Source organism: Sphingomonas sp. PL-96 (genome assembly GCF_020707215.1).
Classification (GTDB): Bacteria; Pseudomonadota; Alphaproteobacteria; order Sphingomonadales; family Sphingomonadaceae; genus Sphingomonas.
This window is the reverse complement of sequence record NZ_JAJFET010000011.1, coordinates 14,602-34,486: the sequence shown is the minus strand read 5'-3', so window position 1 is coordinate 34,486 and position 19,885 is coordinate 14,602. Positions and strand designations below refer to the sequence as shown.

Annotated in this window: 18 protein-coding genes and 1 riboswitch; of the genes, 10 read left to right on the top strand and 8 right to left on the bottom strand. The window is 63.0% G+C overall.

All coding sequences use genetic code 11. The features are described from left to right. Positions 1 to 32: 32 nt before the first annotated feature. Positions 33 to 494, bottom strand: coding sequence for a hypothetical protein (locus LK533_RS16150; RefSeq protein ID WP_229364106.1), 462 nt, complete (start codon positions 492 to 494; stop codon positions 33 to 35). Positions 495 to 933: 439 nt separating this feature from the next. After that, positions 934 to 1,160, top strand: a riboswitch (cobalamin riboswitch). Between the two features lie 122 nt (positions 1,161 to 1,282). Here LK533_RS16150 and LK533_RS16145 point away from each other — a divergent pair. The 5 genes from LK533_RS16145 to LK533_RS16125 all read left to right on the top strand — a co-directional run bounded on the left by LK533_RS16145 (position 1,283) and on the right by LK533_RS16125 (position 4,958). Continuing rightward, positions 1,283 to 2,269: a DUF1852 domain-containing protein gene (locus LK533_RS16145; RefSeq protein WP_229364105.1), complete on the top strand. Its 987-nt coding sequence runs from the start codon at positions 1,283 to 1,285 to the stop codon at positions 2,267 to 2,269. Between the two features lie 29 nt (positions 2,270 to 2,298). Then, complete coding sequence (locus LK533_RS16140) at positions 2,299 to 3,324, top strand: methionine synthase (RefSeq protein WP_229364104.1); 1,026 nt, start codon at positions 2,299 to 2,301, stop codon at positions 3,322 to 3,324. A 102-nt stretch (positions 3,325 to 3,426) separates the two neighbouring features. Further along, the gene (locus LK533_RS16135) at positions 3,427 to 3,939 is read left to right on the top strand and encodes a flavin reductase family protein (protein ID WP_229364103.1); all 513 of its coding nucleotides are present in this window, start codon (positions 3,427 to 3,429) and stop codon (positions 3,937 to 3,939) included. Between the two features lie 72 nt (positions 3,940 to 4,011). Then, on the top strand, positions 4,012 to 4,485 hold the full coding sequence (parS, locus tag LK533_RS16130) for an antitoxin Xre/MbcA/ParS toxin-binding domain-containing protein (RefSeq protein WP_229364102.1): 474 nt from the start codon (positions 4,012 to 4,014) through the stop codon (positions 4,483 to 4,485). After that, the gene (locus LK533_RS16125; RefSeq protein WP_229364101.1) at positions 4,482 to 4,958 is read left to right on the top strand and encodes an RES family NAD+ phosphorylase; all 477 of its coding nucleotides are present in this window, start codon (positions 4,482 to 4,484) and stop codon (positions 4,956 to 4,958) included. The genes parS and LK533_RS16125 overlap by 4 nt, the downstream gene beginning before the upstream one ends. Positions 4,959 to 4,986: 28 nt before the next feature. Here LK533_RS16125 and LK533_RS16120 read toward each other — a convergent pair whose 3' ends face one another. The 6 genes from LK533_RS16120 to LK533_RS16095 form a co-directional block, all read right to left on the bottom strand. Continuing rightward, complete coding sequence (locus LK533_RS16120; protein ID WP_229364100.1) at positions 4,987 to 5,670, bottom strand: recombinase family protein; 684 nt, start codon at positions 5,668 to 5,670, stop codon at positions 4,987 to 4,989. A gap of 442 nt (positions 5,671 to 6,112) precedes the next feature. After that, a complete protein-coding gene (locus LK533_RS16115) occupies positions 6,113 to 6,388 on the bottom strand; it encodes a hypothetical protein (protein ID WP_229364099.1) in 276 nt (91 codons plus the stop codon). Positions 6,389 to 6,393: 5 nt separating this feature from the next. Beyond that, positions 6,394 to 7,608, bottom strand: a complete 1,215-nt coding sequence (locus LK533_RS16110) for a hypothetical protein (protein ID WP_229364098.1) — start codon at positions 7,606 to 7,608, stop codon at positions 6,394 to 6,396. An 8-nt stretch (positions 7,609 to 7,616) separates the two neighbouring features. Continuing rightward, positions 7,617 to 9,818: a GumC family protein gene (locus tag LK533_RS16105; protein ID WP_229364097.1), complete on the bottom strand. Its 2,202-nt coding sequence runs from the start codon at positions 9,816 to 9,818 to the stop codon at positions 7,617 to 7,619. 7 nt (positions 9,819 to 9,825) lie between these two features. Continuing rightward, positions 9,826 to 10,509, bottom strand: a complete 684-nt coding sequence (locus LK533_RS16100; RefSeq protein ID WP_229364096.1) for a polysaccharide biosynthesis/export family protein — start codon at positions 10,507 to 10,509, stop codon at positions 9,826 to 9,828. Positions 10,510 to 10,600: 91 nt separating this feature from the next. Further along, on the bottom strand, positions 10,601 to 11,908 hold the full coding sequence (locus LK533_RS16095) for an O-antigen ligase family protein (RefSeq protein ID WP_229364143.1): 1,308 nt from the start codon (positions 11,906 to 11,908) through the stop codon (positions 10,601 to 10,603). 227 nt (positions 11,909 to 12,135) lie between these two features. On the opposite strand from LK533_RS16095, the gene LK533_RS16090 reads away from it, so the two are divergent. Then, complete coding sequence (locus LK533_RS16090) at positions 12,136 to 13,407, top strand: hybrid nucleoside-diphosphate sugar epimerase/sugar transferase (protein ID WP_229364095.1); 1,272 nt, start codon at positions 12,136 to 12,138, stop codon at positions 13,405 to 13,407. After that, positions 13,404 to 14,570 carry a glycosyltransferase family 4 protein gene (locus LK533_RS16085; protein WP_229364094.1) on the top strand — a complete coding sequence of 389 codons (1,167 nt, stop codon included), beginning with the start codon at positions 13,404 to 13,406 and terminating at the stop codon, positions 14,568 to 14,570. Before LK533_RS16090 ends, LK533_RS16085 begins: the two co-directional genes overlap by 4 nt. Positions 14,571 to 14,683: 113 nt before the next feature. Here LK533_RS16085 and LK533_RS16080 read toward each other — a convergent pair whose 3' ends face one another. Then, positions 14,684 to 15,766: a glycosyltransferase family 4 protein gene (locus LK533_RS16080; protein WP_229364093.1), complete on the bottom strand. Its 1,083-nt coding sequence runs from the start codon at positions 15,764 to 15,766 to the stop codon at positions 14,684 to 14,686. 116 nt (positions 15,767 to 15,882) lie between these two features. Here LK533_RS16080 and LK533_RS16075 point away from each other — a divergent pair, with 116 nt between their 5' ends. From LK533_RS16075 to LK533_RS16065, 3 genes are all read left to right on the top strand, one after another. Continuing rightward, on the top strand, positions 15,883 to 17,109 hold the full coding sequence (locus LK533_RS16075) for a glycosyltransferase (protein ID WP_229364092.1): 1,227 nt from the start codon (positions 15,883 to 15,885) through the stop codon (positions 17,107 to 17,109). Continuing rightward, the gene (locus LK533_RS16070; RefSeq protein WP_229364091.1) at positions 17,106 to 18,500 is read left to right on the top strand and encodes a lipopolysaccharide biosynthesis protein; all 1,395 of its coding nucleotides are present in this window, start codon (positions 17,106 to 17,108) and stop codon (positions 18,498 to 18,500) included. The genes LK533_RS16075 and LK533_RS16070 overlap by 4 nt, the downstream gene beginning before the upstream one ends. Positions 18,501 to 18,705: 205 nt before the next feature. Then, positions 18,706 to 19,779 carry an EpsG family protein gene (locus tag LK533_RS16065; protein ID WP_229364090.1) on the top strand — a complete coding sequence of 358 codons (1,074 nt, stop codon included), beginning with the start codon at positions 18,706 to 18,708 and terminating at the stop codon, positions 19,777 to 19,779. Positions 19,780 to 19,885: the final 106 nt, after the last annotated feature.

Genomic DNA, 19,885 nt, shown 5'->3' with positions numbered 1-19,885 from the left:
GGCAGGTTGAGCCGCTGCCTGGACGGCAAACCCTACCGATAGGCGCCCAGGAACAGATCCCCGGAGGCTCGCCGGCGGAACAGAGTCGTCCAGCGTCGGCGGCGGTGCTCGGGGCGGTCGTGCGCCAGATGGCAGCGCTGGCACAGGGCGGCGAGATTGCGCTGGTGGTTGTTGCCGGGATCATGGTCGAGGTGGGCGCTGGCGAGCACCACTCGCGTTCGCGGCAGCACCGTCTCGCCTGCAAGCTCGGCCATGCGCAGCTGCCTGGGAAAACGGTCCGGGGTCGCAAGTCCGCGCACCCGCCGGCCGCGATCGTCCCGCCAGCAGCGCCGTTCCTCGTCATACCAGCGGCCGTCGCCGAGATGCTGCACCCGGGCACCATGCGGCCGGCCGCAATGCTCGCAGCGCCCCTTGGCGCGCTGGAAGCGGACAAAGGCGGAGAGCTCGCGCCAGTCGATCGGATAGAGCCAGCGATGTTCCGGGCGGATCGGCATGGGATGATTCTGAGTCAAACGGCATCGGAACGAAAGCGGAAATCCTGTATCCGACTGGAATTCACGCTTTTTCGATGTAAACCTCGTCATCCAACAAGCTGTATGCGTGTAGTGGTGTATACATGTTGTGGTAGGCGTCAGCGGAGCGCGGCGTCGGCAGAGATCGAGCATGGCATCATCCGGCACGCCGCATGCACGAAGTAGCACCTCAGCATAGTTGATGGCGCCAATGCGCGCCCTGGCGGTCGCGCCAGCCACCTTAGCAGTGTCCCCAAATTTCGGCTTGATACGATTTGTTATGTAAAGCAGTCTTGCACTTCGGGCGTGCGCGCAGGGTCGCGATGACGATCCAGCCATGCTGCGGCAACAGCCTGACCGTCCAGCACATCAAGATATAAAGATGTCTTTATATCTATATTGACAGCAGGCGCGCCATGCTGTTCAACCGGCGCGTCGAGGTTCCCCATCCCAGGCATGGCGATGGGGCTAAGACGGGAAGCCGGTGGTGCCCTTTTTGGGCAGAGTCCGGCGCTGCCCCCGCAACTGTAAGCGGCGAGCGGCGGTCCCATTTCGTGTCACTGAGCCCCTTGCCAAGGGGCTCGGGAAGGCCGGGACTGCCGCGATGACCCGTAAGCCAGGAGACCTGCCTTCGACGCCATAACGTTCCTCGGACGGGGGTTCCTCCGGTGGATCGCGCTTGCTGCAAGGCCTGTGGCGTTACCACTGCTTTGGCCCGGCTGTTCCGTTGCGCGCTCCCCTGACTCCTGCCCGGACAAGACAGGTGAGTCATGACCAGCAGCGGCTTTACGTTCACGATCAGCAGCATCCCGTTCGACGAGGACTATTGCCCCGCCGAGAACACGCGCATCACCACCAACTTCGCCAATCTGGCGCGCGGGGAGCGCCGGCAGGAGAATCTGCGTAACACGCTCCGGATGATCGACAACCGCTTCAACTCGTTGGCGCACTGGGACAATCCCACAGGGGATCGCTACGCCGTCGAGCTCACGATCCTCTCCGCGGCGCTGACCATCGATGCCGCGGAGCATGGCGAGGCGTTTCCGCTGATCGAGATCCTGCAGACCACCATCGTCGACAAGAGCACCGGAGAGCGGATCGCGGGCATCGTCGGCAATAACTTCTCGTCCTATGTCCGCGACTATGATTTCAGCGTCGTGCTGCCGGACCACCTGCGGCAGAACCCGGGCGGCGGTGCGCCGGAAGGGTTCGGCGACCTGCACGGCAATCTGTTCAAGCACTTCCTGAACTCGAGCGCCTATCGCGAGCGGTTCGCCAAGCCGCCGGTCATCTGCCTGAGCGTGTCGAGCAGCCAGACCTATCACCGTACCGCGAACGTGCACCCGATCCTGGGCGTGGAATATCGCAACGACCATCTTTCGGCGACCGACGCCTATTTTGCGAAAATGGGCATGAAGGTCCGCACCTTCATGCCGCGCCATGCCGTGGCACCGCTGGCCTTCTACCATATCGGCGACCTGATCGGCGACTATACCGACCTGGAGCTCGCCGGCACGATCAGCACGATGGAGACTTTCCAGAAGATCTACCGGCCCGAGATCTACAACGCCAATTCGGTCGCCGCGGCGCGCTATCGACCGAGCCTCCAGTACCAGGACTATTCGCTGACCCGCATCGTCTATGATCGCGAGGAACGCAGCCGGCTCGCGATCGAGCAGGGCCGCTTTGCCGAGGAGCATTTCATCAAGCCGCATGCCGCGCTGCTCCAGCAATGGTCCGCGACCTGCGCCCTCTGATCTCCCCGCCTCACAAGGTATTTCCGACCATGACATTGTTGCCGACCACCACCGCGGGCAGCCTGCCCAAGCCCTCCTGGCTCGCCGAGCCCGAAACACTCTGGTCGCCGTGGAAGCTGGAGGGCGAGGCGCTGGCCGCGGGCAAGCAGGACGCGCTGCGCCTGGCCGTCGACGATCAGCGTAAGGCCGGGATCGACATCGTCGGCGACGGCGAGCAGACGCGCCAGCATTTCGTCACGACCTTTGTCGAGCATCTGGACGGCGTCGATTTCGAGAAGCGCGAAACCGTGCGCATCCGCAACCGCTATGACGCGAGCGTGCCGACCGTCGTCGGTGCCGTGTCGCGCCCCCGGTCGGTGTTCGTGGAAGACGCGAAATATCTGCGCGCGCAGACCGACCTGCCGATCAAATGGACGCTGCCCGGCCCGATGACGATGATCGACACGCTCTACGACGCCCATTACCGCAGCCGCGAGAAGCTGGCCTGGGAGTTCGCCCGGATCCTCAACCAGGAGGCGCGCGAGCTGGAAGCAGCCGGCGTCGACATCGTCCAGTTCGACGAGCCCGCGTTCAACGTGTTCTTCGACGAAGCGAACGACTGGGGCATCGCCACGCTCGAAAAGGCGGCGGAAGGGCTCAAGGCCGAAACCGCGGTGCACATCTGCTACGGCTATGGGATCAAGGCCAATACCGACTGGAAGAAGACGCTGGGGTCGGAGTGGCGGCAGTATGAGGAGACCTTCCCCAACCTGCAGAAATCGAAGATCGATATCGTCAGCCTCGAGTGCCAGAACTCGCGCGTGCCGATGGACCTGATCGAGTTGATCCGCGGCAAGAAGGTGATGGTCGGCGCGATCGACGTGGCGACCGACACCGTGGAAACGCCGGAGCAGGTTGCCGACACGCTGCGCAACGCGCTCCGGTTCGTCGACGCGGACAAGCTCTACCCCGCCACCAACTGCGGCATGGCGCCGCTGGCGCGGGAGGTCGCACAGGGCAAGCTGCAGGCCCTGGGCGCGGGTGCCGCGATCGTGCGCGCAGAGCTTTCGGCCTGACCTGGCAATGGGAGACGCCGCGATGCCTGCCCTGCTGAGCCGGCTGCGGCCCGCCCCCCTGGACCGCACGATCCCCGGGGTGGTGCGGGTCCGCCACAGCACATGAACGCCCTGGACGAAATCCGCGGCGATGCCGAGTTGCGCCGCCTGTTCGGCTGTTTCCCAACCGGCGTCACCGCGCTGTGCGCGATGGACCAGGGCAATCCTCTGGGCATGACCGCGAGCGCCTTTGTCGCCATCTCGATTACGCCACCGCTGGTGTCCGTATGCATCCGGCATGGATCCGCAACCTGGCGGCAGCTGCGACTGCGTCCCCGGATCGGGATTTCGTTTCTGGGCAGCAGCCATGGGGCACCGGCGCGGCAGCTGGCGCAGAGCACCGGCGACCGCTTTCTGGGTCTGGACTATCAGGCGACGCCGGAGGGCGCCCTCTTCCTGCGGAACGCGACGGCTTGGCTGAAATGTTCGGTCGAGCAGGAGATCGCCGCCGGCGACCACGACATCATCCTGTTCCGCCTCCACCGCGCAGCGATCGCCGACGATGTCGCACCGCTGGTCTTCCACTCCAGCAGCTTCCACACCCTGGCGCCGCTTGTGTCGGTTTCCGGAGGATGACAGCCGCTATCTCAGGGCGAACCTTGCACCACTGCTCAGTTGAGCTATATTGGTGCTCAAAGGAGCATCGAGATGAGTCTGGCCGTGTCAGTGGACGGACAGGTGCGCCACGCGCGCTCCTTCGCCTTCATGGACTTGTATCGGGCTTCGCCGGTCAGGCGCATCGAGGTGATCAAGGCGGGGATCCCTGCTGATCGGGTCAAGCGCTTGAGCAGCGAGCTTCAGCTTGATCAGCAGGTCATGTTCCAGGCGCTCAACCTCAAGACCGCGACCGTGAACCGCAAGGCGGCACAGGGCGGTGCGCTATCGGTGGAAGAGAGCGAACGCGTCGTCGGTCTGGCGAAGCTGATCGGCCAGGTCGAAGCCATGGTGGACGAGGCCGGCGAGCCAGAAGGCTTTGATGCTCCTGTGTGGCTGGCGGATTGGTTGCGGGAGCCCCTGCCCGCACTGGGCGGTGACAAGCCGATCGATCTACTCGACACCATGGAAGGACAGGCACTGGTTGCACAGGCGCTGTCGCAGATTCAGAGCGGAGCCTATGCGTGAGCCACCGCCTTTGGCGGATCGGCACTGACACCCTGACCTACACAGCCGACGACCTTTCCGGAACCGGTGCCCGGATCACCGGCGGCCGCTGGAACAGCAAGGGCACCGCTGTAACCTACACCAGCAGCAGTCGGGCGCTCGCCTGCCTGGAAACCGTCGTTCACCTGAACGCTTCGGGTCTGCCGCTGAACCGGTACCTGGTCGAGGTCACCGTCCCCAAAGACATCTGGGCCAGACGCGAGACGATCGACCCTGCCCAGCATGTCGGATGGGACGCGGAGCCTGCCGGTTTGACCAGCACCGAGGTTGGTACGCGCTGGATAACAGAGCGCCGATCCGCGCTGCTGTGTGTTCCCTCGGTCATCGTACCGGAAGAAGACAACATCCTGATCAATCCCGCGCATGCTGATGCGACGCGGATCACCGCCCAGAAGGTCCGCCGTTGGCTCTACGATCCCCGACTTGCGCGGTGACGACGACCTTTGAGGTGCCGTTCAAGGCTCATGCGGGAGGCGCGACAGGCCGGGCGTTCGGCACAATTTCGGGCTTGTCCGTCGGGTTCTTCGCCCGGTGCAGCGCGGTCACCCGCTTGACCTGAGCGATGCTGCATCCGGCGAGTTCGGCCGTCCTGGCGATGCTCATGCCTGCCTCCCGCAGGCCGATGATGCGGCGATGGTGGGCAAGGTCCGGCTTCCGGCCCCGATACCGCCCTGCCCGCTTGGCAATCTCGATGCCTTCGCGCTGGCGTTCGCGGCGCGTTTCGTAATCGTCGCGCGCGGTCTGAAGTGCGACCCGCAGCAGCATGTCCTGCACCGCCTCCAACACGATGCGCGCGACGCCCGCGCTGTCGGCGACGAGGTCCGACAGATCGACGATGCCCGGCACCGCCAACCGCGCGCCCTTGGCCCGGATCGTCGCCACCAGCAGTTCCGCCTCGGCAAGCGGCAGGCGGCTGATCCGGTCGATCTTCTCGGCCACCACCACCTCGCCGGGTTGCAGGTCGGCAACCATGCGCAACAGCTCGGGCCGGTCCGGCCGCGCACCCGACGCCTTCTCGCGATAGACCGCGGCCACATAATAGCCGGCCGCGCGCGCGGCATCGACGATCGCTTCCTGCCGGGTGAGATCCTGCTCGTCCGTGCTGACGCGCAGGTACACGCGCGCGACGCGGACCGGGTTCGACATGGCAGCTCCTTCGGGTACACCCATGTGAGCCACTGCTGCGGCATCTGGCTCACAATGACAAGTACCGATCCTGTGTAGCCTGGCCAAACAAGCCGAAGCTTCCTAGCCATCCATTCTCCACATGAACGGGATTTACGAACTGGAGCGGCGAACCTGGCCGAGGTGCGCGAGGCGCTCGGCGGGCTTCACCTCGACGTCCGGCCGCTCACGTCTGCCCAGGCGTTCCTTATGGGGGATCCGCGCCCGACGACAAAGTCGCTCGGACTGTCCCTGGCGATCGAACTGGGAGCCGAGATGTTCACGAGGGCCGCGCCTTCGTGCTGTTAGGGTCAGCGCCAGATGCGTGGTTGCCGCAATCCGAGCGCGACTGCCGGAGCACGGTGAAGGCACAGGCTATTGCTTCAGGTGCGGCCGCACGATCGTGGCCTGCACCGCCCGCAGGTCAGCGCGGGGACCTGCCGGTACGGGCCCGATCCGCCGCAACTTCGAACGGCGACGTCGCATTTGCCTGCGGGTTGTAGTTCCGGTCGATGCGGTTGCGGATGCGCGATTGCACCCGGTTGCTGATGCGGCCGGAGACGCGGGCAAGCGGCCGCACATTGGGAGCCGCCTCCTGCCGCGTCTGGCGTTGGCCGACGCGACCGACGGTGGAATCCGCGATCTGGCCGAACGCCGGGCCGGCCGCCAACAGACAGAGGCCGAGAAAGAGACCGCGCATCCGCCTCATGGTGCGGGTGCCAGCTCTAGACGGTCGATCTGACCCACCAAACCCGACACGGATTCCGATGGCCGCGCGATCAAGGTCAATGTCTGAACAGGGCACCCGGCAGTAACTGTCAGAAGCCCTGCGAACCTACCGCCCGCTTCCGCGGAGTTCGGAACTTCGACACGGCCGAGTTCCCGCGAACCGCACAGGAGAACCCAATAGGGCAGTGCTCTGCGCTCCTGCTCGATCCCACGGCTGTGACCGCTGAGGTGATAGGTCCCGGGCGGCAGAAGCTGCATCTGCTTCAGGAGCGCACCGCCTCCGCCGGGGACCACGTAGAAGTCGAACAGGCCATTGCTGCCGCTGGGCTGGATGGAGCCGGTCACGCTTCCATCGTTGACGGGCGTCCAGTCAAACACTGTCGGCGCCGCCAGCACGGCCGAGAACCGCGGATCCCGCGCGCGCCGGCGGTCTGCGTGGCCCCGCACCGCCGCATAGAAGCGCCAGGCCGCTTCCCCCTGCCCCCGCGCGACCATGGAGCCGATCAGGGCGGCATTCACCGGTTCGGGAACGGGGACATGGCGCTGGTGTAGCGCAGCCAGCAGCGCCGCAGTCGCTTGCGAATTTTCCTTGGACGACGCCGCATAGCCGAGGAAGTCGTCGGCCCAGAGCGGCCTGCCCGCAAGCGTCCGCACGAGTTCGGCACGAACCTGTGCGTCGTTGATGGCGGACGCGAGCACCGGGTACAGGATGGCCCGGCTCTGCGCCTTGGTGCGGAGCGCCACGTCATAATGCCGCAGCACGCCGGCGATATCGTCGCGCCCAACGGCATCCTCGATCGCCCAGAGCTGCGTCTGCAGGTCGCGCCGGGAAAGCCGCTCCGCATAGCGGAAAAGGCGTCCCGCACCGGCGACATCGCCCCTTGCTTGTGCGGCGAGACCAAGTTGCGCAACGGCATTCACGGCCGTTGGATCTCTCCGCAGCGCATCCTGGGCTTGCATGCTGCGTTCAGTGAAATCGGAAGAAGCAGGAATGCTTTCAAACCCGGCGGACAGGATCCGGCCGTCCCACGGCGCTATCCTTGCCGCGAGCGCAGGATCGTCCTTCACGACCACCTGCGCGACGGTCTGAGCCATGCTGAAGTAGCCCGCGACCGCCAACAGCGCCGCGGCACCACCACGGATGGCCCACTCCTTGAGCGAGCGCTGCGCGAGTTGCCCGCTCCCGCTCATGATTCTGCTTACGCCTTTTTCCCGTCGCGACCGTAGGTATAGCCGTAATTATACCCGTAGCCGTAGCCGTAGTGCGCCTTCCGGGCGTCGAACTTGGTCAGCACGCCGCCAAAGATGCGCGCGTTGACGCCAGCAAGGCGGCGGAGCGCCGTCTTGACGAGCGCAGAGCGCGCGCCCTGAGCCTGGGTCACCCAGACCACGCCTTCCACGCGGCTTGCGATCAGCGGCGCGTCGGCCAGGCCCATCACCGGCGGGGAGTCGATCACCACATGATCATAGTCCTGCAGCAGACGCTCGATCAGCAGCGACAGCCGGTTGCCGGCGAGCAGCTCCGCCGCGTTCGGCGGGATCGGTCCGGCCGACATGGCGGTGAAGCCAAGATCCGCCATCGAAAACGTCAGCGAGGCGACGTCGTCTTCGCCGGCGAGGAAGTTGCTAAGACCCCGATCATGGCTGACGCCGCCCAAGAGGTGCACCGACGGCGAGCGCATGTCGCCGTCGATGAGGATCACCTTGCGCCGAGCGCGTGCCAGCGTGGCAGCGAGCGCAAGCGACGTCGTGGACTTGCCTTCTGCCGGCTGCGTCGACGTCACCATGAGCGAGCGCGGCACCCCATGCTCGGTGGTGAACGCCAGACTGGTCTGCACTGCAAGATAGGCATCGAACATATCCGAACGCGGGTCCAGCAGCGCCTGCTTGGGCGTGCTGTCCTCGACCTTCGGCACGGTGCCCAGCAGCGGAACCCCGAACAGCCGCTCGAACTCCGCCGGATCGGCGATGGCTTCGTCCATCTGCTCCAGCGCGAAGGCCAGCAGCGCACCCAGGCCCAAGCCGGCAAGCAGCGAGATCAGCAGATTGATCAGCAGCTTCGGGCTCGACGGCTTCTGCGGAACATCCGCGGTATCGACGACCGACGTGTTGTTGACGCCAACGCCGCCGGCGACGCCGATCTCCTTGAACCGCTGCAACAGCCCATCATAGAGGGCACGGTTGGTATCCACCTCCTGCTGGTAGATGTTGTACTGGATGCTGCGCCGCCGCAGGTCGAGATAGCCCTGCTTGAGCTCGTTCACCTTGGCGGTCAGTGCGCGCTCGCGCTCCTGTGCCTGGCGATAGCCGGCCTGCAGCGAACCCGAGACGCGTGTCTCCTCGCGCGTGATGGAGCGATCGAGCTGGTCGATCTGGGACTTGATCGCTTGGGCCGCGGGATAGCCCGGCTCGAACTGGACCATCAGGCGCTGATAGTCGGCCGCAAGCTCCGCCCGCCGCTGGCGCAGGCTGTTGATCGCGGCATTCTGCAATGCCTCGGTTGATGCGCCAGCGCTGCCGGCCTGCTGGAAGCGCGCCTCTGCCTGGATCCGCTCGGCGGTCGCCTGGGAAAGCGCGGCATTCAGCGTCGCCAGATCGTCGGCGACGAGCGAGCGTTCGGACGTGGTGGTGCCGTTGCTCGACTGGGCCGGCAAGTTGATGATCTGCTCGGCCGATGCATAATTGACGAGCTGACGCTGGGATTGGTCGAGCCGTTCCTTTTGAAGCGTCAGCTGGCGCTGCAGAAGGTCGCGGCCATAGGAGGTCGCCTGGATCTTGCGCTCGAGGTTGGACTGGATGAAATTGTCCGCCCAAGCATTGGCGACCTGCGCCGAAAAGCTCGCGTCGCGGCTCGTAAACGCAATTGTCACCAACCGCGACAGTCGCGTCGGCTTGATGGCGACGTTCGCAAGCAGGATCTCGCCCGCCTTGCGCAACCGCGTGGTGCGTCCCTGCGCAAGGTAGCGCCCGTTTACTTGTCGGAACGCCGGCGCCTCCGACGCATAGCCGAACCGCTCGTAAAATGCCGGATCATCGACCAGGCGCAGCTGGTTGGCGACACGCTCAGACAGAGAACGCGACTGCAGCAGGCCATATTGAGTCTGGTAGAACTCCTGGTCGGCGGTGCTGGTCTCGCGCTCCACCCCCTGGATGTCGGTGACGTTGCTCGACTCCCGCGAGATCGCGATGATGGTGTTGGCGGTGTACTGCGGCGTCATCAGCAGCGTGCTGATGAGGCCGACAAGGAAGCAGCCTACAACCGCCGCGAGGATGACGTAGCGCCAGCGAAGCGCGATACGCAGATATTGCCGGATGAGCGGGAGGCGGTCCGTTTCCGTGCCGGCCGGATCAGCGGGCGTGGCCACCGCGCCGTGCCGGAGTTGTTGTGCTGTCATGTTCATGTGAGATCTACCGCAGGACTGCCACGAGTGGGGCCACAAAAAGCGGCGCTGACGATACAAGATCTCGAAAAAGGCGACGCTGTGGGGAATCGCCCACTACGATCACGTCATTGGCATAGATAGCAGGGTCTTCGTACGCGCCCCGACGGATAGCCGCGATGCTGTACAGACCAGCCATGCGCCGCCCATCGACCGTGCGCAGGATCACGACCTCCTCTGCTCTAGCATATTCTGTCATACCCCTGGCAGACGCAATCGCCCGCATCAGCGTCATCTGGTTGGTGACCGGATACAGGCCCGGCTCTACGACCTGGCCATCAACCGTAACGACCTGGCTGACCGAACTCTTGATGTTGATCGTGACCTGGGGGTTGCGGACATAGCGGCCGCGCAGCGACGTCTCGATGTCCCGGGCGAGTTCCCCAGCGGTCTTGCCGCGAGCGTCGATCATGCCGACGAGCGGCATCGAGACGCCGCCGCTTGCGTCGACCTGCATCTCTCGGCTGAGATCGGGCACATTGAAGACATCGACCTGAATGGTGTCGAGCGGACCGATCAGTGCCGGCCGGTCGGCCGCTGTGAGATCGTTGCGATTTGGCGGAGGCAGCTCAGCGCTGTTCTCCACCACGGTGAGGCCTGGATTGCGCTCCAGCGGGGGCGTCCGCCCACATGCTGTCAAGGCGCTCGCCAACAACAGTCCGACACACAATCTACGCATGTTCTTGAAAAAACACTTTCTCGGAAACGTCGGAGTTTCTGGCCCCACGTGTTACGCCTAGAGGCTATGCTGCCGCTGGTAAAGAACTTGCACGACGTGCGCCTGAGCGCCCGCTGAGCCATACCCCGGCAATTGCGACCAGAGCCATGATCGCCGGCGTCCGGGCTGGATAGTCGAAGACGCTGGCGAGCATCACGAGCAGCAGCATCGCCGAGCCGAGCCGGGCAAGCATGGCATCCGGGCCTAAGCTGGCACGCCACGCGCGAACGCTCGCCCAACCCCACCAGAACAGTGCCGCGAGAAGCAGCACCAGTCCGGGGAGGCCGGCGTCAAGCACGATCTCAAGAAAGTCGTTGTGCGCATGGTTGAAGTAGGTGGACTTCAGCAGCTCGAACGGCTCGTGGATACGGAAGATGGGGTCGAAGCCGCCAAGCCCGGATCCGAACGGGAAATAGTCGGTGATCATCGACAGCACGGTCGGAAGCCCGCGGCTCCGCATGTCCTGTCCCGGATCCTGTTCGAACAACCGGTTGATCGACACGGCTCGGTCCGCCGCAATACTCAGCAACACCAGCCCCAGGACGATCGCCAGAACGCCGGCGACCAGTGCCGGAAACAGCCAGCGCGGATAACGGCCGAGCGCCTTTTTGACCGTTGCTCCCGAGAGAAGCAGCGCCATTCCGAGCCCGAGGCTCCCCAGGAGCAGCCCGGCACGCGAGCCGCTGACCAGGATCGCGACCAGAAACAGCGCCATGCTCGCCAGGCCGGCGACGTGGCGCCAGGGGCGGACTTCCCGCGCACCGAACGCCCAGACGGACGCCAGCGGACATCCCAGCGCCATCAGCAGTGCGAAGTGGTTGCGATTGGCAAACGTGCCGCTGACCGTGTGCGGAGACTCGTTGATCAATGGATTGTCGAAGCTGAAGCTCGACACCTGAACCAGACCGATCAGCGTGGAGGCGAGCACGAGGCACAGCAGAAAGCCGGGCAGCCGCCTGCGCTCCTCCACCCCCAGGCCCAGCATGAGCCAAAGGACCGCGGCAGGCACGACCAAGGAGGATGCGGCGTTCACGGTCGCCCCTGGAGCGATGGCCCATGGCCGCCAAGGCTGCGGCTCGCCAGCCCCCAAAGCCGCGTGGGTGATGAGATCGCGCCCGGGCAGCGCCGTCCACATGGCGGGGGGAAGCGGAACCAGCTGCACCAGCGGCAGCGCGATCGCCGCGGCAAGGATCAACGCCACCGCGCGTCCACCACGAAGATCGGGACGGGTGCCGAACAACAGTCCACCAATCAGCGCTACCCATGCCGCAGCGCGGACGATGACCTGCCCCGAAGCATCGGCTCGCGAGGCACCGCCAGCGACTTCCACCACAACCAGCAAGGCATAGAGGAGTATCAGTGCATGGGTGGGTCTGAACCGGACCATAAAGCTGGAGGTTTTCCGCATAGGATTGGTCGCTTATGCGATCCTCTCCTGGAGGGAAACAGAGGAACTGCACCTCGTCGCGTCCGGCGATCGTTGCGCAGCAACGCCCGAGGCGCTCCGACCGGAACCGGATTGACAACTCCAGATCAGACTGATCTTTCGCGCCCTCGCCCATGCAGGTATCGGATGCTCAAGGTCAAATGACCCACCAGAAATCTAAGCAATATGATTTCATCGTAACCGGAGCGTCAGGGAACATCGGCCGCCACCTGATCCCGCTACTGGGAGATCAGGGATATAGCATCCTTGCCCTTGGCCGCGATGCATCGGCTTTGCGGACGATGTACGCCAAGCATCCCCAGGTCGATTGCGCCGATTACGAAGCACTCCCCGGACAAGAAATCTGCGACACGCTTATCCATCTTGCCGTCCGCAACAACGATCAACCTGGCACTTTAGAAGATTTCACCCGGGCCAACGTTGATTTCACAAATGCTGTTTGTGCGCATTTCATGCGCATGAACGGTCGACGGTTCATCAACATATCGTCGGTTCAGGCTTTGGATGACAGCAACGACTCGCCTTACGCGGTTAGCAAGAGACTGGCTCAGCGCAACCTCTCTGCCTCGTTAGGCGCAGGTCTTGATACCGTTTATATCGGCTACTTTTACGATGAGAGTTTTTTTGGCAAAAAGCTCGGCATCCTCAATCAGCTCGGGATCTTCGGCAGAGCGCTGTTCGGCTTGTTCAAGACGCTTAAACCAACAACGTCAGCACAGAGCTTGGCCGTATACGTGGCGAACCCTGAGAACGATTTGCCGAAACCGAAAATCCTGACCGACGATCTTTTGCGTTCCTGCCTATACCGGGGGGTTACGCGCGCGGTCGACGTGCTGGCCGCAATGGCAATCCTTATTCTGCTTCTCCCCATGATCCTGGTCCTGTGGCTAGTGATCCGCCTCGGCAGCCCCGGCCCTGCCATTTTCGCGCAAACCCGCGTCGGCAAGGGACAGGTGCCCTTCACGCTTTACAAATTCCGCACGATGAAGCGCGACACCGCTTCGGTCGGTACGCACGAAGTCAGCGTCAGTGCAGTGACAAAAGCCGGCAAGTTCCTCCGCAGAACCAAGCTCGACGAGCTACCGCAAGCAGTGAACCTGCTACGGGGGGAGATGACGCTGGTCGGCCCTCGCCCCTGCCTGCCGGTGCAACAAGAATTGGTGAACGCGCGCTCGACGCTTGGCATCTTTTCAATGAAGCCTGGGATCACCGGCTATGCGCAGGTCCGCGAGATCGACATGAGCCGTCCACAAGAACTGGCACGCAGTGATTATGTCTACATGAAGGTGCAGTCTCTGGCGATCAATTTCACGCTCATCTTGCAGACGGCGTTCGGCCGCGGTCGAGGCGATCGTATTGTCTCCGGTGAGGCGCCACAAGGATGAGCAGCACCTCCGTGAAAGACATGGCTGAAAACATCCTCTACTTTGTCGGGGATGCGCCGTTTTTTGTTTCGCACCGACTGAATCTGGTCCAGGGGGCGGTGGCAGAGGGCTATCGCGTCACCGTTGCCTGCCCCTTCCACGCGACTGCGGTTGAGGCAATTCGTGCAGCCGGCGCTGAGTGGATCGAGTGGAACATCAACCGCGGCGGGACATCGATCTTTGGCGAAGGCCTCACCTTTCTTCGAGCCTTCGCTATCGTCCGTCATACCCGCCCCACGCTGATCCACGCGATCGCGATCAAATGCATCCTCCACGCTGGTTTGGCGTCGAAGATACTCCGCGTTCCCGTCGTGGGCGCCGTCTCCGGTCTCGGATATGTCTACACGGGCAGCGGCGGCGGAATGAAGGGCGTACTGCGGCGGGCGATTAACGCGTTCATGCGGCTTGGGCTCAACCGCCGCGCCGTCAGCTTCATCTTCCAGAATGGCGACGACGCCCGGATGGTCGAGTTCGCCAAGCTCGACAAAGTATCGGTCCACCGGATCGGCGGCTCGGGTGTGGATCTTCAGAAGATTACCATGCGGCCGCATCCGGTTGGCCCGGAAACGCGTGTCGGCCTCCCGGCACGCCTGCTCCGCGACAAAGGCGTCTACGAGTTCGTCGACGCAGCGCGCGAGCTACGCCGCCGCGGTCGCAACGCGACGTTCGCATTGATCGGCGACCCCGACTTGACGAACCCGACCTCGGTCACGCCCGCCGAAATTGAGCGTTGGGTACGCGAGGGCGTGGTCGAATGGGTGCCGTACACCTCGGACATTGCAGCGGCGCTGGCGGAACTGCACATCGTCGCCCTTCCTTCATACCGCGAGGGCTTTCCCAAGTCGCTGATCGACGCCGCGGCGGCGGGTCGCGCAATTGTCACAACGGATACGCCAGGCTGCCGGGACGCGATCGCCATCGGAGTCACCGGCTTACTCTGCCCGGCAAAGGATGCCATCGCGCTCGCCGATGCAATCGATCGCCTGATCCTCGACCGCGACCTGTGTGTCCGCATGGGCGTCGCAGGACGCGCGCATGCAGAGGATCGGTTTGACGTCAACGATGTGACGCGTCGGCATTTTGAGATCTACCGCACCCTTCTCTCCACGCACGAACTCACCTGATGCAGCTCAACCGGTGCTGCGTTCCGCGAGGTTAAGCAGCATTCGGCGGGAGCGTGGTAGCCGAGGCATCGCAGTCGGATACGGATCCGTCATCGGCCGTTCCATACAAGCGCTCACGGACGCGGTTGTCCGTCCTGTTTGTCTGCCACGGCAGACTGGAGCAGCGCGATGAAGCGCGGGGCATGGGCCTTCAGCGAAAAATCCCGCTCCACCCGCTCCCGCCCGGCCCGGCCGTAAGCAGCGCGTAGGGTTTCGTCCTCCAGCAGGCTCACCAGCGCGCCGCGCCATTCCTCCACCGTCTCCGCAAGCATGCCGTTGACGCCCGGCTGCGCCAGGTCGACGTTCACCCCGACCGGCGAGGCGACCACGGGCAGGCCGCACGCCATATACTGGATCAGCTTGTAGCCGCATTTGCCGCGGCTCCACGGGTCGTCGGTCAGCGGCATGATGCCGATGTCCATCGCCTGGACCTCGGCGATCTCCGTCGCTTCCGTCCAGTCTATCATCTCAAACGCCGGAAGATCCGCTGCCGCCACCCCCGAGCCGACGATCCGCACGCGCGCACGCCCTTCGACCACAAGCGCCTCCAGCATGGGCACCAGTGGCTCAACATAGCTCCAGGTGGAATGGGACCCGATCCAGCCAATGACCGGGGGACCTGCATCCGGCGCCGGCGACCGCGGCCGGTAACCGTCGGTGTCCACCACCGTAGGGATCACCACGCTGTTCGGGCAGAAGCGCGCGGCATAATCCCACAAATACGCATTCCCGCAGCTTACCGCGCTTACGCGACGCAGCAGTGGCTCGAAGCGCCGTCCCAGCAGCTGCCTCACCAACGGGCGGCGGCTAAGGTCGTAATTGTGAAAGATCGCATCATCGAAGTCATAGACGACCGGTATGCCCATCCTGCCAATGAGTCCCTCGAACCAGCCCGGCGTATAGGGGAACAGTTCTTTGTGGATCCATACTAGGTCATATTGTTGTGCGCGCAGCAATGCCAGCACTCTCCGGAGATAGGCTGCCATTATGGGTGCAGTATTGCGCAACCTTCCGGTCTGGTTTATCTGGCCGTCGCCAAGAAGAGGAAACCACTCAACTTTTATACCCGCAGCCTCTAGCTCCGGAACAAATTGCAGGAGACGCTGGCGAGTACTGGCGGCTTTTTCGCCATATTTCATGAAGGCAATCATCTTCATACAGCCAAAGCCCCGTCCCGTTCTGGCTTCGCGCTAACGGTTTCGGTAGACCCCGTCCAGTTAACCGTCATACCCCTGGCCCGCCGGCAGGTTCGCCGCACGAGGATGCTCGCCTGATGAAGTTGTTGTACCTGTCCTATACCGGGCTCGCGGAGCCGCTGGGTGTCTCTCAGGTCCTCGGCTACCTCACGCGACTGGCCAAGAAGCACCAGATCACCCTGGTCACGGTCGAGAAGCCGGCGGATCTGGCGGATCACGCGTTGATCGCGGAGCGCAGACAAGCATGCGACGCTGCCGGTATCCGCTGGATACCGCTCCGCTATCACCACCGCCCCCGCCTGCTGGCAACGGCATGGGACCTGCTCGTGCTTACGGCAATTGCGTTCAGGGAAGCCATAGGCGGCAAGACGGACATCATCCATGCACGTGCCTATATCCCCTGTTTCGTGGCGGTACTGATCGGCGCGCTCACACGTACCCCGTTCGTCTTCGACACGCGCGCCTTCTGGCCCGAGGAACTGATCGCCGCAAATCGACTGAAACGGGGCTCGCTACTTCACCGGGCGATCGTTGGGATGGAACGGCTGTGCATGCGCCGGGCCGCAGGAATTGTGCTAGTGACCCACGCGGCGGCCGACCACCTGCGCGCTCACGACCCGGAACTGACTGCCGACAAGGACATCGTCTCGATTCCGACCTGTGCGGACCTTAATCGCTTCTTTCCCCAGGCAGCGCCCCGGCCCTCTGGACCGTTGAGGATCGGCTCGGTCGGCACCGTGCTCAGTGGGTGGTTCCGGATCGACCTTTTGTTCGCCAGCTTCCGTGAGATCCGGCGCATCGCGCCCGATGCCAGCTTCAGCATTCTCTCGCGCGATGACCCTGATCGCATCCGCGCCCTTGCAGCGGAACATGACTTTGACGCAGCCGACATGGAGATTACCGCCCTTGCCCCGGGGGCCGTCGCACCGCGCATGCGAACTTTCGACGCCCTGGCCATGTTCTTCCGCTCGGGTACGTCCAAGCTCGCAAGCTGCCCGACCCGTATGGCCGAGGCGTTAGGCAGCGGGGTTCCCGTTATCTGCAACGGTGGCATCGGCGATGTCCGCACCATCGTCCAGGATCATCGTGTTGGGGTGTTGGTGGACACAGAAGATGACATGGCGACTGCGGCTGCCGAGTTGGTTTCGTTCCTTGCTGATCCCAATCTGCCGGAACGTTGCCGCCGCACTGCCGAAGACCTGTTCTCCACAAACGCAGGCGCGCGCGACTACGACGCCCTCTACGCACGCATCGTAGCGCGTCGTTCCGGTGCCGCTTCGCCCGTAGAACTGCGGCTGCAATGAGTGTCGGTTCGCCACCACCCCCCGAACTCGACGGCCCAGCATCCCTGCTCTCTCGCATTGGGTTGGGGGGCCGGCTCGGCCGAGAAATCGCGCGCGCCGCCATCGGCAGCACTGGGGTACGCTTACTCGGAACAGCAATGGCCTTTGGAGTTGGCGTTCAGTTGGCCCGCTATCTCGGGCCGGAGCAGTACGGCCTGTACGGCACGATCATGGCACTCGTGGCGCTTCTATCGGTGCCTTGCCAGTTCGGCTTCACCCAACTCGTGGTTCGCGAGCTGGCAGTGCATTCCTCAAGGGTTGACCTGCCGGCCTTTAAAGGAACGCTCGTCGGGCTCTCAGTAGGTGTTGTCATAGCAAGCCTGCTGACGTTGATTGTCGCATTTCCGGCGTTGCACTGGATGCCGTCGTGGTCCGCAGAACATGATGCTTATGCATGGTTGCTGCTGATCGTGCCGATTTATGCATTGATCTCGTTCGGCTCGGGCGTGCTGCGTGGAATGGGCAATGTCGTTCTCGCAAGCTCCTTCGACGCACTGCTGCGTCCAGGCCTGTTCGCTGGGGCCTTGTTCCTTGTGATGCACTTCACCAGGACAATGTCTGCAGCACGCGCCCTAGGGCTGAACATGATGACAGCCATAGCCGCTCTTATCCTGCTGTTGCTGGCCATCCTCCGCTATTTGCCTCTGCGACTTGGAAGCCATATGGGGGTTTATCAACCGAGGACGTGGCTTGGCGCAAGCCTGCCCATGTTCGCGACCGAGTTGCTGCGAACGCTGGACGCGCAAGTTGGCATCATGCTGATCAGCTTCAATGCCCTACCCGCCGAGACCGGTTACTTCCGCGTTGCGGCTGCTACCGCGTTGTTCTTCGGCTTACCCATCACCGTCATCAACCTCATTATAGCGCCTTATATCGCCCGATTTCATGCACTGGCAGAGAAGCGCCGCTTGCAACGGCTGATGGCAGGCGCCGCGATCGCGTCTATCCTCGGGACGGGTGGGCTGATCGCTATTCTACTGGCAGCAGGTACCCCGCTGGTCGTCGCGGTGTTCGGGCCCGAGTATGGCGATGCCTGGCTGCCCATGATCATCCTGGCCCTCGCCCACTTCGCCACGGCCCTGTTCGGAGCTAATCAGGCGCTGCTTAACATGACGAATGAGGAGGGTAGCGTCACCTTCGGTTTCCTGCTCGGACTGGCGTTTACTACTGTACTCAGTTTGCTGCTGGTTGATCGGTACGGCGCTTCCGGCGTCGCGATCGGTATGCTCGCAGGCTCGGTCTCACGGGGCTTTTTCATGAGCTGGCGATCGACGGCAACACTGGGTCTGCAGCCTGGCCTGCTCGGCGTGCTGACCCTGCTCCGCTCCGCTCGCCCAACCCCGGCAGAATGACGCAACCATGAACCTTCCCCTGATAAGGCTAGTCCGGTCTCGCCTGTTTGCCCAGGCTCCGCATTGTGAACGGCGCGGCGCGCGACCCGGGACTCGCCGCGGGTCGCAATGTCCGCATCTTCCCGGCCGAATTGCGCTGGGTCGATAATAGCGCAGCGCCAACACGCTCCTCGGTGATCTGGAATATAGCGGCAGTGGTGGAATAATGGTTTACTTTACGATTGCATTGCTTCTGTTCGCTGCCTCTCACTTAGCGGAACCCAGTCTTGTTGCCCGGAAAAGGCTTTACTACTTCGCCTCAATTGCGCTGTTCGCGTTTGTCGCGTTCAGATATGAGGTTGGCTGCGACTGGGAGGGGTACGCCGTTCAATATGACAAAGCCTACCTTCTCGGCCTAACGGAATCTTTAAAGGACAGTGAACCGGGGTGGTGGGCGATGATATACGCCCTGTCCGCATCGGATATATACTTCCCGTGGATCAACGTGATCACCGCGGCGATATTCTTCTTTGGCGTCCACAGCCTCGCCAGGCGGCAGCCAAATCCCGCATTTTTCATGGCGCTGCTTTTCCCGGTGCTGATCATCAACATGCCGATGTCCGGTATCCGGCAGGGCGCCGCTATCGGCATCATGTGTTATGCAGTAACATGTCTGATGGCTGGAAGATGGAAGCGGTATGTTTTCATGGTTGCCGTTGCCGCCTCGCTGCATAACAGCGCCTTGGTGTTCGTAATTCTAGCTCCGCTGGGGATCAAGCGCCTCACACCGACCGCACGTATCGTTACTATGGGCCTTCTTTCTGTGCCTGCCGTAAGCTTGGTTGTGCTCGGCGCAGCCGGTCAACAGGCAATCGATCGATACGTAGACACCGGCTACGATGCCAACGGAGCAGTCTACCGTTTGGCAATGCTGGCCGTGAGCGGAATTTTCTTCTTTTTGCTTCTCCGTAGACAGTGGCGCGAAGAGTATCCCGGTGACTATCCGCTCGCTGTATACGGATCGGGCGCCCTGATCGGCTTGGTTTTGATCCTGCCCCTGTCGTCGGTTATCGCAGACCGCCTTGGATATTATCTCATCCCCATCCAAGCGATGATATTTGCACGGACGGCACATTTGGAGGGATTTCGTCCTGGCCGGGTGCTTGCGCCTGTGATCAGCCTTGGGTTTCTGGCATTTTTATATGTATGGACATCGACCAGCAACAATTTCGAAATTTGCTATGTTCCATATCAGAACTGGCTCTATGAAGAGCCAACTTATTCGAGAGGCCTTCGCTAAGCGGCGCGGACACTCCCAAACTGCTAAAAGTGCTTGAGGTCCTTCGCTCCTGAAGATGAGGTCAACATTGGCTAAGTGACGAGCTGCGCCTTCAACAGAGAGGGAG

Excerpts from the sequence above, each read along its gene's own strand:
- LK533_RS16150 (WP_229364106.1), bottom strand. The coding sequence starts at position 494 with ATGCCGATCCGCCCGGAACATCGCTGGCTCTATCCGATCGACTGGCGC.
- LK533_RS16145 (WP_229364105.1), top strand. The coding sequence starts at position 1,283 with ATGACCAGCAGCGGCTTTACGTTCACGATCAGCAGCATCCCGTTCGAC.
- LK533_RS16140 (WP_229364104.1), top strand. The coding sequence starts at position 2,299 with ATGACATTGTTGCCGACCACCACCGCGGGCAGCCTGCCCAAGCCCTCC.
- LK533_RS16135 (WP_229364103.1), top strand. The coding sequence starts at position 3,427 with ATGAACGCCCTGGACGAAATCCGCGGCGATGCCGAGTTGCGCCGCCTG.
- parS (WP_229364102.1), top strand. The coding sequence starts at position 4,012 with ATGAGTCTGGCCGTGTCAGTGGACGGACAGGTGCGCCACGCGCGCTCC.
- LK533_RS16120 (WP_229364100.1), bottom strand. The coding sequence starts at position 5,670 with ATGTCGAACCCGGTCCGCGTCGCGCGCGTGTACCTGCGCGTCAGCACG.
- LK533_RS16115 (WP_229364099.1), bottom strand. The coding sequence starts at position 6,388 with ATGCGCGGTCTCTTTCTCGGCCTCTGTCTGTTGGCGGCCGGCCCGGCG.
- LK533_RS16110 (WP_229364098.1), bottom strand. The coding sequence starts at position 7,608 with ATGAGCGGGAGCGGGCAACTCGCGCAGCGCTCGCTCAAGGAGTGGGCC.
- LK533_RS16105 (WP_229364097.1), bottom strand. The coding sequence starts at position 9,818 with ATGAACATGACAGCACAACAACTCCGGCACGGCGCGGTGGCCACGCCC.
- LK533_RS16090 (WP_229364095.1), top strand. The coding sequence starts at position 12,136 with ATGCAGGTATCGGATGCTCAAGGTCAAATGACCCACCAGAAATCTAAG.
- LK533_RS16085 (WP_229364094.1), top strand. The coding sequence starts at position 13,404 with ATGAGCAGCACCTCCGTGAAAGACATGGCTGAAAACATCCTCTACTTT.
- LK533_RS16080 (WP_229364093.1), bottom strand. The coding sequence starts at position 15,766 with ATGAAGATGATTGCCTTCATGAAATATGGCGAAAAAGCCGCCAGTACT.
- LK533_RS16075 (WP_229364092.1), top strand. The coding sequence starts at position 15,883 with ATGAAGTTGTTGTACCTGTCCTATACCGGGCTCGCGGAGCCGCTGGGT.
- LK533_RS16070 (WP_229364091.1), top strand. The coding sequence starts at position 17,106 with ATGAGTGTCGGTTCGCCACCACCCCCCGAACTCGACGGCCCAGCATCC.
- LK533_RS16065 (WP_229364090.1), top strand. The coding sequence starts at position 18,706 with ATGGTTTACTTTACGATTGCATTGCTTCTGTTCGCTGCCTCTCACTTA.